At 36.3% G+C, this 14,627-nt stretch carries 14 protein-coding genes; 10 read left to right on the top strand and 4 right to left on the bottom strand.

The features are described 5' to 3' along the window. The first annotated feature begins 20 nt into the window (after positions 1–20). Entirely contained in the window at positions 21–2,249 is a 2,229-nt protein-coding gene (locus LQ189_RS15670) for a TonB-dependent receptor (protein ID WP_230158471.1), read from the top strand. 222 nt (positions 2,250–2,471) lie between these two features. Here the strand turns inward: LQ189_RS15670 and LQ189_RS15660 are convergent, their stop codons facing one another. The 4 genes from LQ189_RS15660 to LQ189_RS15645 form a co-directional block, all read right to left on the bottom strand. Then, the gene (locus LQ189_RS15660; protein WP_230158467.1) at positions 2,472–2,888 is read right to left on the bottom strand and encodes a hypothetical protein; all 417 of its coding nucleotides are present in this window, start codon (positions 2,886–2,888) and stop codon (positions 2,472–2,474) included. A 45-nt stretch (positions 2,889–2,933) separates the two neighbouring features. After that, positions 2,934–3,752 (bottom strand): ZIP family metal transporter, encoded by an 819-nt coding sequence (locus tag LQ189_RS15655; protein WP_230158466.1) that lies wholly within the window; start codon positions 3,750–3,752, stop codon positions 2,934–2,936. A gap of 2 nt (positions 3,753–3,754) precedes the next feature. Further along, positions 3,755–4,402 carry a metal-dependent transcriptional regulator gene (locus tag LQ189_RS15650; protein WP_230158464.1) on the bottom strand — a complete coding sequence of 216 codons (648 nt, stop codon included), beginning with the start codon at positions 4,400–4,402 and terminating at the stop codon, positions 3,755–3,757. 121 nt (positions 4,403–4,523) lie between these two features. Then, positions 4,524–4,925, bottom strand: a complete 402-nt coding sequence (locus LQ189_RS15645; RefSeq protein ID WP_230158463.1) for a Fur family transcriptional regulator — start codon at positions 4,923–4,925, stop codon at positions 4,524–4,526. Between the two features lie 88 nt (positions 4,926–5,013). Between LQ189_RS15645 and LQ189_RS15640 the strand changes: the two genes are divergently transcribed. From LQ189_RS15640 to LQ189_RS15600, 9 genes are all read left to right on the top strand, one after another. Then, a complete protein-coding gene (locus LQ189_RS15640) occupies positions 5,014–5,361 on the top strand; it encodes a MerC family mercury resistance protein (protein ID WP_230158462.1) in 348 nt (115 codons plus the stop codon). Beyond that, on the top strand, positions 5,358–6,593 hold the full coding sequence (locus LQ189_RS15635) for a GTP-binding protein (RefSeq protein ID WP_230158461.1): 1,236 nt from the start codon (positions 5,358–5,360) through the stop codon (positions 6,591–6,593). Before LQ189_RS15640 ends, LQ189_RS15635 begins: the two co-directional genes overlap by 4 nt. Positions 6,594–6,752: 159 nt before the next feature. After that, positions 6,753–7,343 (top strand): type 1 periplasmic binding fold superfamily protein, encoded by a 591-nt coding sequence (locus LQ189_RS15630; protein ID WP_230158460.1) that lies wholly within the window; start codon positions 6,753–6,755, stop codon positions 7,341–7,343. A gap of 27 nt (positions 7,344–7,370) precedes the next feature. Then, positions 7,371–8,585: a hypothetical protein gene (locus tag LQ189_RS15625; protein WP_230158459.1), complete on the top strand. Its 1,215-nt coding sequence runs from the start codon at positions 7,371–7,373 to the stop codon at positions 8,583–8,585. Between the two features lie 121 nt (positions 8,586–8,706). Further along, positions 8,707–10,968 carry a TonB-dependent receptor gene (locus tag LQ189_RS15620; protein WP_230158457.1) on the top strand — a complete coding sequence of 754 codons (2,262 nt, stop codon included), beginning with the start codon at positions 8,707–8,709 and terminating at the stop codon, positions 10,966–10,968. 258 nt (positions 10,969–11,226) lie between these two features. Further along, positions 11,227–11,742: a fasciclin domain-containing protein gene (locus tag LQ189_RS15615; RefSeq protein ID WP_230158456.1), complete on the top strand. Its 516-nt coding sequence runs from the start codon at positions 11,227–11,229 to the stop codon at positions 11,740–11,742. 88 nt (positions 11,743–11,830) lie between these two features. Beyond that, positions 11,831–12,982 carry a lycopene cyclase family protein gene (locus tag LQ189_RS15610; protein ID WP_230158454.1) on the top strand — a complete coding sequence of 384 codons (1,152 nt, stop codon included), beginning with the start codon at positions 11,831–11,833 and terminating at the stop codon, positions 12,980–12,982. 100 nt (positions 12,983–13,082) lie between these two features. Then, a complete protein-coding gene (locus LQ189_RS15605; RefSeq protein WP_086452817.1) occupies positions 13,083–13,493 on the top strand; it encodes a BrxA/BrxB family bacilliredoxin in 411 nt (136 codons plus the stop codon). A gap of 188 nt (positions 13,494–13,681) precedes the next feature. After that, the gene (locus LQ189_RS15600; protein ID WP_230158452.1) at positions 13,682–14,218 is read left to right on the top strand and encodes a hypothetical protein; all 537 of its coding nucleotides are present in this window, start codon (positions 13,682–13,684) and stop codon (positions 14,216–14,218) included. Positions 14,219–14,627 lie beyond the last annotated feature (409 nt).

Here is a 14,627-nt window from a genome sequence, read left to right as displayed (position 1 = left end):
TAGAATTAATCTAAATAAAAATGAGAAACAGTTTAGTAACAGCTGCAATACTTACCTCGGTATTTGCTTTTGCTCAGGAAAAAGAACTTACACAAGCACAAAAAGACAGTATTACAAGAGCTAACTCTTTAATAATTGATTTACAAGAAGTAACCGTTACCCCATTTAAACAAAGCCCAGAAAGACAACCAGAAGTAAAAGGAACCGTACTTTTTTCAGGAAAAAAGAACGAAGTTTTAAAATTATCTGCCTTTACCTCTAACTTAACTACCAACAATGCGCGCGAAGTTTTCTCTCGTGTTCCTGGTGTTACTGTTTGGGAAAACGAAGGATCTGGTATTCAAATTAATATTGGAGTTCGTGGTTTAAGCCCTAACCGTAGCTGGGAATTAAACACTAGACAAAATGGTTACGATATCTCATCAGATGTTTTTGGTTACCCAGAAGCGTATTACAACCCACCTTTAGAAGCAGTAGAAAACATTGAACTAGTTCGTGGTGGTGCTTCATTACAATTTGGCCCTCAGTTTGGTGGAATGGTGAACTACGTTTTAAAACGCGAGCAAAACAAAAAATTCAGCTTTGAAACTCAAAACACAGCCGGAAGCTATAACTTAATGAGTAGTTACAATGCAATTGGTGGTAAAATAAATAAGTTTTCATATTACGCCTACAACCACTCTCGTAGCGCCGATGGATGGAGAGAAAACAGCCAATATAAAGTACGTAACTCACATGTATTTTTAGAATATGCCTTTACAGAAAAAACCAAATTAGCAGCAGAATACACCAATATGGATTACCAAATGCAACAAGCAGGCGGTTTAACAGACGCTCAATTTGCTGCAAATTCTAGACAATCTTTTAGAGAAAGAAACTGGTTTGGAACGCCTTGGAATTTGTTTGCATTAACACTAGACACGCAATTGTCTCCTTCTATAAAATCGAATACTAAACTTTTTGGATTAATTGGAGAAAGAAATAGTGTTGGAAATACAGCAACACCAAACAATCCAGACTCTAACGGCAATAGAAGAGTTGACCGCGATTTTTACAAGAACTTCGGAATCGAAAACAGAAACACCTATACGTACACCTTAGGAAAAAATAAAAACACTTTGGCATTTGGAGTTCGTGCTTACCAAGCACAAACGCAAAGACAACAAGAAGGAGCAGGAACTGCAGGGTCTGATTTCGACTTAAGTACGTCAGCAAAATACCCAAGAGACTTGCAGTTTAAAACACAAAACATTGCTTTTTTTGCCGAAAACCAATTTAAAGTGACTGATAAATGGAGTGTTGTTCCTGGAGTTCGTTTTGAGCACATCACTGCTGAGGGAGAAGGTCGTTTTGGAATCACATCTGGCAATGACGATCCGTTTGAAAGCAAACAATTGGTAAGAAACAAACCTTTGTTTGGATTAGGAATGGAGTACAAATTAGGAGCAACAAACTTTTACGGAAACATCACACAAGCATATAGACCTGTTTTATTCTCAGATATTACACCACCTACTATAAATGATGTGATTGACCAAAACTTAAAAGATGCTTCAGGATACAATGCTGATTTAGGATACCGTGGTGTTGTGAAAGGCTTTTTGAACTTCGATTTTAGTGTGTTTTACCTGAGTTACAACAACCGTATTGGTCTCGTAAGACAATTTAGAAATAATAATGATACAACACAAGGTACGTTCTTATTCAGAACCAACTTAGGAGAAACCGTAAACAAGGGAATTGAAGGTTTTGTAAACGTAAATATCACTAAATATTTTGGTGTTGAAAAAACTTTCGGAAACGTAGATCTTTTTGTAACAACTAGTTTTATTGATTCTCGTTATACTGATTTTGAAATATTTACTGCATCAGGATCAGTGATTACAACCACTAACTTGAAAGGTAATCGAGTTGAAAACGCGCCTCGTTACATTCACAATGTGGGTTTGAGCTATAGTACTGACCACTTTTCGTCTACTTTGCAATACAAAACTTCAGGTAAAGTTTTTACAGATGCTAATAACACAGTAGCGCCTTCAGCAAATGGTGTAACAGGATTACTAAATGGTTATGAAGTAATGGATTTATCAGCTGAATACAAGTTTTTAAAACGCTACAATGTTCGTTCTGGAATTAATAACTTATTGAACAAAGATTACGCTACCCGCAGAGCAAGTGGATATCCTGGACCAGGTATTTTACCGGGTGAAGGAAGAACATTCTTTGTATCTTTAGGAGCTCGTTTTTAACAACAAACAACAATAATACACACTCTTTAATTAGAAAGTGATTACAAACAAGAAAGCAACCTCAACAGGTTGCTTTTTCTTATCTTTACAATATGGATATTCAAGAAATAGTAGCATTTGCTACTTTAATTATTGCAGTGGCTTTCTTAATCAAAAAGTTCTTTTTCAAGAAGAAATCAAAGGATAAAAATTGTGGAAGTTCTGACTGTGGCTGCAATTAGACTATTTTATGTAGCCTATTTGTATGGCGTAATCCGCAGGTTTTATTGACGAACCTTCAACGGGATATGGCCTCACCAGCAAGCTTTCAATTTTTCGCTTTTCAAATGGTAAATACTTTGCGAACCATTTTATATTAGCTTCCTTATTTTTTTCGTTAAAAACCAAAGTTGTTTCTTCAACTTGTTTTTGTCCATCAAAGACTTGCAGAACAGCACTTACCTCACCTGCCCAAATACAAGTAGTTCCTTTAGGGCAACGCGAGTCGTTTTCAATCGTTTTTAAAACAAATTGAAACCCTTTTTGACTACGACATACTTTTTGCTTGACAGTGATTATTTTTACTTTAGCAGGCTTTTGGCTTTGAGCCAAAACTAAACTGCTAATCATCATAAAAAGGAATAGAATTGACTTTTTCATCTGCGACTATAAATTTTAATTGATTCTTTTCAAAAAACTTATTTCCTAACCTAAGGCCACATCCAGCACCATCATAACTATAAAACCTCCAATAAAACCTAAAGTGGCAATATCAGTATTTTTATCTTGTTGAGTTTCTGGAATTACCTCTTCAACAACTACAAAAATCATAGCACCTGCGGCAAAAGCCAAAGCATAAGGTAAAATAGGGGTGAAAAAAGTAACCGCAAAAGCACCTAAAACAGCAGCAACAGGCTCTACTAATGCTGAAGACTGTCCGTACATAAAACTTTTCCAGCGGCTCATTCCCATTCGTCGTAATGGCATAGCAACAGCAATTCCCTCAGGGAAATTTTGAATCCCGATACCAATTGCAAGGGTTAAGGCTGCTCCTATTGACGCCTCAGGAATTCCGGCAGCAACACCACCAAACAAAACACCAACCGCCAAACCTTCGGGGATATTGTGTAACGTAATTGCCGAAACCAATAATGTGGTACGTTGCCACGGCGACTTCACCCCTTCGGAAACTTTAAAATTAATGTGTAAATGAGGCAATACTTTGTCTATTCCAAAAATGAAAAGTGCACCAAGCGAAAAACCAAAAGCAGCAGGAATCACCTTTGCAAAACCTTCTCCACCTGTCATTTCTATTGCTGGAGCTAACAAACTCCAAAAACTGGCTGCAACCATTACACCGCCAGTAAAACCAAGCATACCATCAAGGACAGTTCGGTTCATGGTTTTGAATAAAAAAACAAACGAAGCACCTAATGCAGTTAAAAACCACGTAAATAAACTGGCATAGAGCGCAGCCAAAATAGGGTCGATACTTGTGAAATAATCAACTAACGATTGAAACATAATTATTGAATATAAATATTACTAGCAATTTTTTGAGATATGGTAATTTCATTCGAGCCCACACGAATTCGTAAGGAGGCATCGAAACTTTCTTTTTCTACAATTTCCATTTGAGAACCCAAAGCAATTTCTTGCTTGTCGAGGTATTTTAAAAAATCAGACGAAGTATCTTTTACACCCACACAAATTCCAATTCTACCTTTCTCACATTCAGAAAGCAGTTGTTTTTCTATTTTAAGAATACGACCCTGAGCATCTGGAATTGGGTCACCATGAGGATCTTCGGTTGGATTTCCTAGAAAATCATCTAGTTTATTGATGAGCTTTTCGGATTTGATATGCTCTAATTGCTCTGCTAATTCATGTACCTCATCCCAAGCAAAATCGAGTTTTTCGACTAAAAAGGTTTCCCATAAGCGGTGCTTTCGAACAATCATCTTAGCTGCTAACTTTCCTGTATCAGTTAGAGAAACACCTTGATATTTGATATAATTGATGCAGTTCTTTTCGGCTAACTTCTTTAGCATATCCGTGACAGATGACGCTTTGGTATCCATCTTTTCAGCGATGGCATTCGTACTCACTGCAGTATTTGCAAGAGCAGAAAGATGGTAAATAGTTTTTAAATAATTCTCTTCGGATAAAGTCATAACAAACAATTAACGCATGGCAACAACTTTTTTGCTCAAATGCATAAAAAGCGCAAAACCTATGTAATGACAAACTTACACAAAAAAGTTAATATAAAAAATATTTTTAGACAAGTCTAAACTATAAAGAACAAGTTGGGCAAAGACCTGATAAGGTGAAATTAAAATCATGTACCAAATAATTATCAGGAAGACTAAATACGGGCTTCACCTCATCAAGGCAAGTCACTGCCAGACATTTGGTACAACTGAAATGTATGTGATTGTGCGTATGTGAGTGTTTAACATCATGATTGTGCTCATGCTCATGATGGCAACTTGCATACTTTATGGTACCGTCATGATTTACAATTTTATGAATCACATCCTCGGATACCAAACGATCCAAAACGCGGTAAATAGTAACCCGATCGCATACGTTTTGGCTTAACGCCTGAATTTCGGTATGTGATAAAGCCACGGATGCGTTTTTTATGATCTCTAAAATGGTTGTTTTTGCTGTGGTATTTCGGCTTGCTTTCATATTTTAAAATATATTAATGCAACATTGTTGCATTTAGATAAAAACCATACATTTGCAACTTTATTGCATTAATCAAAGATACAAGAAAATGAAAAAATTAACAGCCTTAGCTCCAGATTTTTTGGGTGTAACTAGCGCTATTTTTTGTTTAGTCCATTGTTTAGCATTGCCTATACTGAGTATGTTTCCAGTAATGGTCAATCACAATCCCTATTTTGATTTACTATTTGCCTGCATTGGCCTTTGCGCAGCCATACCCGCACTGCGCGACGGGAAGACGATTGTTGCAGTCCTTTTAACCAGCTCGCTCACCCTTCTATTCCTAAGTATTTTATTGGAAATCATTTTTAAAATCGAAACCCCACTAATTTACATTGGCGCTTCAGGAATCATAGCGGCACACTTACTCAATTTTATAAACCAAAAACACACATGAAAAAATTACCCGTAACTGTATTATCTGGTTTTCTCGGAGCCGGAAAAACAACCTTGTTGAATCACATTCTTCATAATAAAGAGGGCTTAAAAGTTGCTGTAATCGTAAACGATATGAGCGAAGTTAATATTGACGCCAATTTGGTCAAAGCCGAAAATACCTTATCCCGTACAGAGGAACGATTGGTCGAGATGAGTAATGGCTGTATTTGTTGCACCTTGCGAGAGGACCTCATGATCGAAGTAGAAAAACTGGCCAGGGAAGATCGCTTTGATTACCTATTGATAGAAAGTTCGGGTATTAGCGAACCCATTCCTGTAGCTCAAACTTTTTCTTTTATTAACGAGGAAGAAAATATTGATTTATCTCATTTCAGCTACATAGATACGATGGTTACCGTAGTGGATGCCTTCAATTTCTTTAAAGATTTTGGTTCTGACCAAACCTTACAAGCACAGAATTTATCTGATATTGAAAATGATAACAGAACCATCGTGAATTTACTAGTAGACCAAATTGAATTTGCAAATGTTATCATTCTAAACAAAACAGATTTGGTAAACGACAAAGAGCTCAAAACTCTAAAAGCAACCTTGCGTAAACTAAATGCAGGCGCTACATTGATAGAGTCACAGTTCGGACGAGTTCCTTTAAACGCAATTTTAAATACCCAATTGTTTAATTATGAAGAAGCTGAGACATCTGCAGGCTGGATTCGTGAACTAGAAGGATTTCATACTCCAGAAACAGAAGCATACGGCATCAATTCTTTCGTTTTTAGAGAAGAGAAGCCATTTCACCCAGACCGATTGTGGGAATTTCTTTTGGAACAATTTCCCCAATCTGTTATCAGAAGTAAGGGGCTTTTTTGGATTGCATCACGAGCAGACCAAGCCATCAATTGGAGTCAGGCAGGTGGATCTAGAAAGGCCGAAGAAGCTGGAGTTTGGTATGCAAGTATGCCTCTTGGCGAAAGATTGACCTTCGGAAATTTTGTAGAATTTCAAGATGTAATCGAAGAACGATGGACAGCAACGTTTGGCGATCGACTCAATGAACTCGTTTTTATTGGAATTGAAATGGACAAAGAGGCGCTACATACCCTCTTGCAAAACTGTATTTGTACTGATGAAGAAATACAATCCCTAAAGCAAGGCACTTTTTTAGCTGCAGATTCCTTTCCATTGGCAAGAACAACAACGCCTACAGCAACTTATGCAACTATGACTTAGCAATATTATTTCTTGAAAAAAGGAGGGCTTTTGTTTACCATTTCACTTAAAAAAACTGTTTAGAAAATATTTATTGCAACTTTGTTGCGTTATTAAAAATAATAAATATATTTGCAACACAATTGCATTAACGAAATGAAAAATTAAACACCTTACTTCATGAACAATCGAAAGCAGCACTTTTTCAAATTTTTTGCCCTCGTTTTTTCGGCCTTAGTACTTAACTCCTGCTCCAATACTGACGATGTGGTTGCACCCGCGAATGAAGGAGAGTTCATCACAACTGTTAGGTTACAATTTGTACCAACCACTGCTGGAAAAACCATTGTACTTGAGTACAAAGACCTTGATGGCGAAGGAGCTAATGCACCACAAATTAGTATTAGCAGTCCTTTTGAGCGATCTAAAACCTATAATGGTAGCATAACATTTAGAGACGATTTGGCTATACCGGCAATAGATATCACACCCGAGATAATAGCTGAAGCTACAGAACACCAAATGTTTTTTCAAACGACTGGTGTGCTTCAACCCATTACGTATTCTAAAAGTCCAAGTAATTTTGATAAAAATGGCAAGCCACTGGGGCTCGAGTTTACATTTACCACGACCACTGCAGCAAGTGGCACTTTGAGAGCCAGCTTAAGACACGGACCGAACAAAAATGCCTCAAATGTAGCGCTTGGCGACATTACCAATGCCGGTGGCGCAACAGATATTGAAGTTGATTTTCCAATCACAGTAGAATAGTAATTTTCAAAACCAAATAATACAACAATGAAAAACTCTTTAGCCTTATTGGTAACCCTTGCAACCCTTGCTCTAGTCACACAATCTTGCTCAAATGACGATAATACCGATACAGTAGTTGACGACAGTTCAGCTGAATTCAAACACTTGCGCATTTTAGTTTCGGATGAAACCACCACAGCAATGACCTTGGTAAATCCATTGCAAGGAAACAGCGTTTCATTTGAAGCCAAACACCCGAAATCAGCTTTATACACGAGCGCTTCTGGGCGTTTTGCAGGCGTCATTCACCGCGAAAACAATTTAACAGAAACTTTCGATACTGGGCTAGAGTATCATGGTGATCATGTTGACATAAAAGGAACACCAAAATTTGGTGTTTTAACAGGTATGTCATCTAAGCCAACACATTTTAAAAGTAATTTTGGAGAAATCCTAACCTTCAATGATGGAGATGGTACATTAACAGTGGGTCTTGAGTCGGAAATCCACAAAAATGGTGCTATAATGAAAACCATCACCACCGGATTAAGAGCGCATCATGGTGCTATGGCTGTTTTTGCGAATGGTACATATGCTATTACTGAAAAAGACAATTCTATTCCTGGGACACTTCCTGAGCGAGTAAAAATAATTGACAAAACCGGCAAAGAACTTTTTGCCTCTACTATTGCAACCAAGGGAATTCATGGTAATGCAGCAGATGGTGACCAAGCTGTTTTTGGTTCTGCTAGTGGCGTTCTGGTGGTAAAAAATAATGGAGAACAAAGTTTAATTCCACATCCCGAAGGTTTTGGAACGGCATGGTTTGGAACAATACTTGAAACCAACAGCAAAGGTAAATTTGTTGGGTATACAGCTGCAAAAGGTGCGTATTTAATTGATGTTATTGCTAAAACAGTTAAACCAATAATTGAAAATACCGATATCATGCAATGTAAAGTAAGCTACGACAACAGCAAACTTGGCATCTTATTGCATTCAGGAAATTTTATTTCATACGACTTAAATACACTCACTGTAGCTGCAGCTGAAAGAAATATCATTGCGCCAACTTTAAAAACAGCAACGCAAAAACCACAAATGGAATTCACGCAGCGATTCATTTACATCACTGCACCAGCAACAGGCGAATTATGGATGGCCAACATTAAAAATAATAATGACATTAAAAAAATAAAAGTATCTAATACACCATTTCGTCTCACTTTAATGGGATTTGAGAACAGTGGTGATCACTAAAAACTCTTTTAAATCCTGATCGTTTTGGTTAATAATTGGGGGTTTAAGCGGTTTGTTGTCATGACAAACCGCTTTTTTAAAAATTTATTTTTAGATTTGTCTAAAATTTAATTTATTTATCATGAAAAATACTATTACCGTATGCCTGCTGTTGCTATTTTTTCTTGGCTACAGCCAAAACAAAAAAAGCATCTCGGGTAGGGTAACTTCTAACAATCAACCGATACCTGGCGCAACAGTTTCCTTGCTAAAAACTACTTTCGTTGCTCAAACTGATAGTTTAGGACACTATTTTTTTTCAAAAATTCCAAATGGTAATTACACCATACAAGTAATGGCAAACGGTTTTCAAACAAAAAACAAAAACATCAATATAAAAGACCCGCAAGAAATAGTACTTCATTTTGAACTTACTATTACTGAAAATCAACTAGATGAAGTGGTAGTTTCAGGAACACTTAAACCCGTAAAAAGATTAGAAAATCCTGTTCCTGTTGAGATTATTTCGGCGACTTTTTTAAAACAAAACCCAACTAGCAATGTCTTGGATGCCTTGCAAAACGTAAACGGTTTACGACCTCAAAACAATTGCAATGTGTGTAATACCGGCGACATTCGCATTAACGGACTTGACGGTCCGTACACTATGGTCACTATCGACGGGATGCCTATTGTGAGCGCTCTCGGCACGGTTTACGGGCTTTCAGGTATTCCAAATGCTATGATTGATAAAATAGAAGTAGTAAAAGGCGCGGCATCTACGCTGTATGGCAGTGAGGCAGTAGGCGGTTTAATTAACATTATTACTAAAAAACCGTTCGCAGTACCTTTATTTACAGCCGATGTTTTTACTACATCTTGGCTCGAAACGAATGTTGACCTTGGTTATAAAGCCAATATTGGCTCCAAGGCTACTGCCCTATTTGGTGTAAATTACTTCACTTACAACAATCCCATTGACAACAACAAAGACAATTTTACCGATGTTTCTTTGCAAAACAGAGCTTCTTTTTTCTCCAAAATAAACATCAACAGAGCTTCTAAAAAAGAGTTTAGCCTTGTGTCTCGATACCTTTATGAAGACCGCTGGGGCGGAGAAATGCAATGGAACAAGAGCTTTAGAGGCGGAGACCAAGTGTACGGCGAAAGCATTTATACTTCGCGCTATGAATTCCTAGGTAAATACGAGCTACCTGTAACCGAAAAAATGTTCTTTCAATTTTCGGTTATTGGTCACGACCAAAACTCCGTTTATGGCAATTCTACTTTTTTGGCCAATCAGAAAATAGCATTTGGCCAATTCATTTGGGACAAAAACTGGAATAACCACTCCGTACTTTTTGGTACGGCACTTCGATATCAATTCTATAATGACAACACGCCCGCAACGGCAACCGCGAATCATTCTAAAATTTACAGTGCTTTTGCTCAAGATGAAATCACCCAAAACGAAAAAACCAGCACGCTAATTGGCTTACGTTATGATTACAATGACAATCACGGCTCCATTTTTACACCTCGTTTTGCATTTAAATTCAAACCAACGCCAACAGATATCTTACGATTCAATTTTGGAACGGGTTTTAGAATTATCAACCTTTTTACCGAAGATCATCAAGCCTTGTCTGGCGCTCGAGAAGTCGTGATTCAATCTAACCTCAAACCAGAAACCTCATACAACCTGAACTTAAATTACCTAAAAAAATTCAAATTGACCAATGCGGGCGTACTTAATCTTGAATTGGCGTCTTGGTACACTTATTTCACCAACCGAATTTTTGCAAATTACGACATCAACCCGAATCAAATAATTTATGATAATTTAAACGGCAACTCCACTATTTTCGGACTCAGTGCCAATGCCGATTGGGTTAGCCCGTTTGGGCTCAAAGCCAACCTTGGGACCAGTTATTATGATGCCATGACCACACAAGACGGTGTTAGTTTGAGACCATTATTTACCGAAAGATACAGTATAAGTTGGGGCTTTAGTTATGATATTCCGAACTGGTTTTTATCTTTTGATTTTACAGGCAACCTTACTGGACCCATGCGTTTGCCGTTACTAAGTGAACTAGACCCGCGTCGTGAAATTTCTAGACCATACAGCATACAAAACATACAAATAACTTTCAAAAAAATTCATAATCTAGAATTATACACCGGTATCAAAAACCTACTCAACTGGACACCCAATCGTGGAAATCCGTTCTTGATAGCACGCGCCAATGATCCTTTTGATAAAAATGTACAAGTTGACAATTCGGGAGCGGTAATCCCTACGGCCGATAATCCATTCGCACTCACTTTTGACCCTACGTATGCGTACGGGCCTAATCAAGGACGTCGCCTATTTCTGGGACTGCGATATCATTTTGATTAAAAAAATTTATAGTTACCTAAAAACCATTAGAAAAGGACTCAAAACAAATCAGTTTTGTTTCATTGTTTTTAATCAACAAATCATAATTTTTTTAAAAATAAGTTGTACAAAAATTTTAAAAAATTCAATTTAAGCCATGTAAATCAATGCTTTACTAAATTTTTATCCACAAAGGTAATAAATAAACAATAGTTAAACTTATACAAATTACGCTGCCAACATTTACAAAACGCTGTAATTTTATAAAAAACAAATAACATGAAAACAAAGAAAATTTTATCGTCAACAATTTTAGCAATTGCCTTGTTCACAGGAATTAACTCGTTTGCTCAAAATGTAGTGGAAGTAGCTGTAAGCTCTGCAGATCACACTACTTTAGTTGCCGCTGTAAAAGCTGGTAGCTTAGTGGAAACTTTGTCTGGAGCAGGGCCGTTCACTGTTTTTGCACCTACCAATACAGCATTTGCTAATTTACCAAAAGGAACTGTAGAGACTTTATTAGAACCAGCAAATTTAGCAACATTACAAGGAATCTTAACGTACCACGTGGTAGCAGGTAATATTGACAGTAAGGCTGTTGTTGCTGCTATTACGGCAGGAAAAGGAAAAGCAGTTTTAAAAACCGTTCAAGGTGGCGTACTTACAGCAACACTGAAAGGCAAAAATGTAGTCATTACGGATGAAAAAGGCGGAGTTGCTACCGTTACAGCGGTAGATTTAAAGGGATCAAATGGTGTAATTCATGTAATCGACACTGTTTTAATGCATAAATAGTAAATTGCGTTGCCACAATTGAACTATAGACCACGCCAAAGCGTGGTTTATTTTTTTATAATTGACTCTAAAAAATTACATTTGTAACGTGAAACACTACGACTATATTTTTACTGGTTCAGGATTATCGGCTTTGATGACCGTTTATAAAATGGTGCAATCTGGGAAATTTAAGGATAAAAATATTTTGTTATTGGATGAAAACTCCAAAAAAACCAATGATAGAACCTGGTGTTTCTGGAAAACAACCGATTCACTTTGGGAACCAGCTATTTCTAAAAAATGGGATTCGGCTTTGTTTGCCAATGCAGCTTTCCGCAGGGATTTAGACTTGCAACCGTATCACTACAATATGGTGAAAGGAATTGATTTTTACAACCAAGTTTTTGATTTGCTTTCGAAACAAACAAACGTCACTTTCTTGAATCAGAAAGTCTTGACTATTGAAGAATCCGAAACTATAATTTTAGTACAAACGGAAAATGAATCTTTTTCGTGCGCGAAATTATTCAATAGTATTTACCACAAACAAAAAACTGAAAATCAAACTAAATATCCCGTTTTACAACAACATTTTATAGGTTGGTTTATCAAAAGTGAGCAAGCTGTTTTCAATAATGAGCAAGCCACGTTCATGGATTTTTCGGTTGAGCAAAAAGGAAATACCCGTTTTATGTACGTGTTGCCCACCTCAAAAACCGAAGCTTTACTGGAATACACTTTGTTTTCGCACCAACATTTAAAAAAAGAAGAATACGAAAACGAAATCCAACAATACATTCAAAAATTGGGGATTACAAACTACGAAATCGTTGAAAAAGAACAAGGAAGCATCCCGATGACCTGTTATCCTTTTTGGAAATCGAATACTAAAAACGTGATCAACATTGGTACTTCTGGCGGTTGGACCAAAGCAAGTACGGGTTACACTTTCAAAAATTCAGATAAAAAATCAAGTGAGTTAGTTGCCTTTTTACAAAGAGAAACCGACTTTACTAAATTTCATAAAAAAACAAAATTCTGGTGGTATGATTTGCTTTTATTAGACATTTTGGATAGAAAAAACGAATTGGGCTCTCACATTTTTTCTTCCATGTTCAAAAAAGGAAATCCAGCAGTTATCTTTAAATTTTTGGATGAAGAAACCTCAATAAAAGAAGATATTCAGGTTATTTTAAAATGTCCGAAAATGTTGTTTATCAAAGCTATTTTTCACGTGGCTTCCAGAGCAATAAAATAACAATAAAACTATAACAAAACTTTATAATTGAACACTTATTCTTGATGTTAAACTTTGTAACTTTGCAGGACTTAATTACTAATGATTTAAAATAAAAGATATGTATCCAGAAGAAATGGTAAAACCAATGCAAGCAGAACTTACTGCTGCAGGTTTTCAAGATTTACATAGTGCAGAAGCAGTAGAAAACGCATTAAAAGCAGAAGGAACAACGCTAGTAGTTGTAAACTCAGTTTGTGGTTGTGCTGCGCGTAATGCACGCCCAGGAGCAAAAATGAGTTTAGAAGGTGGTAAAAAACCAGATCAATTAATTACTGTTTTTGCAGGAGTTGACAAAGATGCAGTTGATGCTGCAAGACAACACATGTTCCCTTTTCCTCCATCATCGCCAAGTATGGCTTTGTTCAAAAACGGAGAATTAGTACACATGCTAGAGCGTCACCACATTGAAGGTCGCCCAGCAGAACTAATTGCTGAAAACCTAAAAGACGCTTTCAACGAGTATTGCTAATACCTGACAAAAGATAAAATTTAAAACCACGTTTCGGCGTGGTTTTTTTGTTTGGAGCGGTTCAATTCGTTGATTCTCTTGACTATTATCAAGTATTATGGTTCAATTTTTTTGACAAAATAGAAAACGATATAACAGAAAAATAAGTAATTTTAGACACATTAGGAATAATTAAACATAAATAAGCTATGATATCCGAAGAAACGGCAAATGAGTCTCTAAAAAAAATTGAAAATCTTGATCTAATATTAAATAAATTATCTGTTCACTACTCAGAAGTTAAAAAAATTGCAATTTCAAGAGAAGACATTTTTGATGCAATATTCCTTTCATTAAAAGATAAATTTGAATGGGAATACCCTCTTGATTTTTGGGATTTAGAAATTAAATATGAAGAAGCAAAGAATGTAATATCTAACTTTGATTTTAAAACTGTACTTTTTAAGATAGCTACAGATGAGGACATTATACCAAAGGACTTATTGACTCACTATAAAGTCAAGATTAAATCAAAAGGTTTAATCTGGCTAATCCATAAAAATGATGCGGATCCTTTCCCTTCATTACCTCATGCACATGAATATAATAGCGGTATAAAGTTGGATTTTAAAAATGGTAATTGTTACCGAAAGAAAGAGCTTATTTTTACAATAAAAAAGAAAGACTTACTCGAAATACGAAAACAAGCTAGTAAAAATTTTGACTTGCCTGATCTACAGTATTAGACAAACTCTTCTAAAATCAATCATTTCAAAAGAGATTACTTTCAAAAGTCAGTCAACAAAAATAACTATTTTATTCTACTAAACTTGTCACTCTGACGAAGGAAGAGTCTCCATAAGTTGCTCAAAATACAAATATTCTTCATTACTCAGAATGACAAATAACCGTAAAAATAATTAAAATCTTGCTTATCACTCTGACGAAGGAAGGGTCTCAATAAATTGCTCACTAATCAGAGATTGCTCAACCAGTTAGCAAACGCTCGGGTATTCGTTCCTTAAAATGACAAATAATCTTACAATATCGATTTAACCACAACAACTTAGCCCAGATTGAAGCGGTATCCTCTTGTTGTAGCGTTAGCGAAAACAAGAGATTTAGCGGAAAGCTGGAAATAGCTCCAAGAAAAAT

The sequence above is a fragment of the Flavobacterium sp. CECT 9288 genome (assembly GCF_918731615.1).
Classification (GTDB): Bacteria; Bacteroidota; Bacteroidia; order Flavobacteriales; family Flavobacteriaceae; genus Flavobacterium.
Note: the sequence above shows the minus strand (reverse complement) of the source record. Positions and strands in the feature narration are given on the sequence as shown.

What these genes read in the sequence shown, in the direction of transcription:
- LQ189_RS15660 (WP_230158467.1), bottom strand. Translation starts at nt 2,888, where the DNA reads ATGAAAAAGTCAATTCTATTCCTTTTTATGATGATTAGCAGTTTAGTT.
- LQ189_RS15670 (WP_230158471.1), top strand. Translation starts at nt 21, where the DNA reads ATGAGAAACAGTTTAGTAACAGCTGCAATACTTACCTCGGTATTTGCT.
- LQ189_RS15655 (WP_230158466.1), bottom strand. Translation starts at nt 3,752, where the DNA reads ATGTTTCAATCGTTAGTTGATTATTTCACAAGTATCGACCCTATTTTG.
- LQ189_RS15650 (WP_230158464.1), bottom strand. Translation starts at nt 4,402, where the DNA reads ATGACTTTATCCGAAGAGAATTATTTAAAAACTATTTACCATCTTTCT.
- LQ189_RS15620 (WP_230158457.1), top strand. Translation starts at nt 8,707, where the DNA reads ATGAAAAATACTATTACCGTATGCCTGCTGTTGCTATTTTTTCTTGGC.
- LQ189_RS15625 (WP_230158459.1), top strand. Translation starts at nt 7,371, where the DNA reads ATGAAAAACTCTTTAGCCTTATTGGTAACCCTTGCAACCCTTGCTCTA.
- LQ189_RS15600 (WP_230158452.1), top strand. Translation starts at nt 13,682, where the DNA reads ATGATATCCGAAGAAACGGCAAATGAGTCTCTAAAAAAAATTGAAAAT.
- LQ189_RS15645 (WP_230158463.1), bottom strand. Translation starts at nt 4,925, where the DNA reads ATGAAAGCAAGCCGAAATACCACAGCAAAAACAACCATTTTAGAGATC.
- LQ189_RS15615 (WP_230158456.1), top strand. Translation starts at nt 11,227, where the DNA reads ATGAAAACAAAGAAAATTTTATCGTCAACAATTTTAGCAATTGCCTTG.
- LQ189_RS15630 (WP_230158460.1), top strand. Translation starts at nt 6,753, where the DNA reads ATGAACAATCGAAAGCAGCACTTTTTCAAATTTTTTGCCCTCGTTTTT.
- LQ189_RS15605 (WP_086452817.1), top strand. Translation starts at nt 13,083, where the DNA reads ATGTATCCAGAAGAAATGGTAAAACCAATGCAAGCAGAACTTACTGCT.
- LQ189_RS15635 (WP_230158461.1), top strand. Translation starts at nt 5,358, where the DNA reads ATGAAAAAATTACCCGTAACTGTATTATCTGGTTTTCTCGGAGCCGGA.
- LQ189_RS15640 (WP_230158462.1), top strand. Translation starts at nt 5,014, where the DNA reads ATGAAAAAATTAACAGCCTTAGCTCCAGATTTTTTGGGTGTAACTAGC.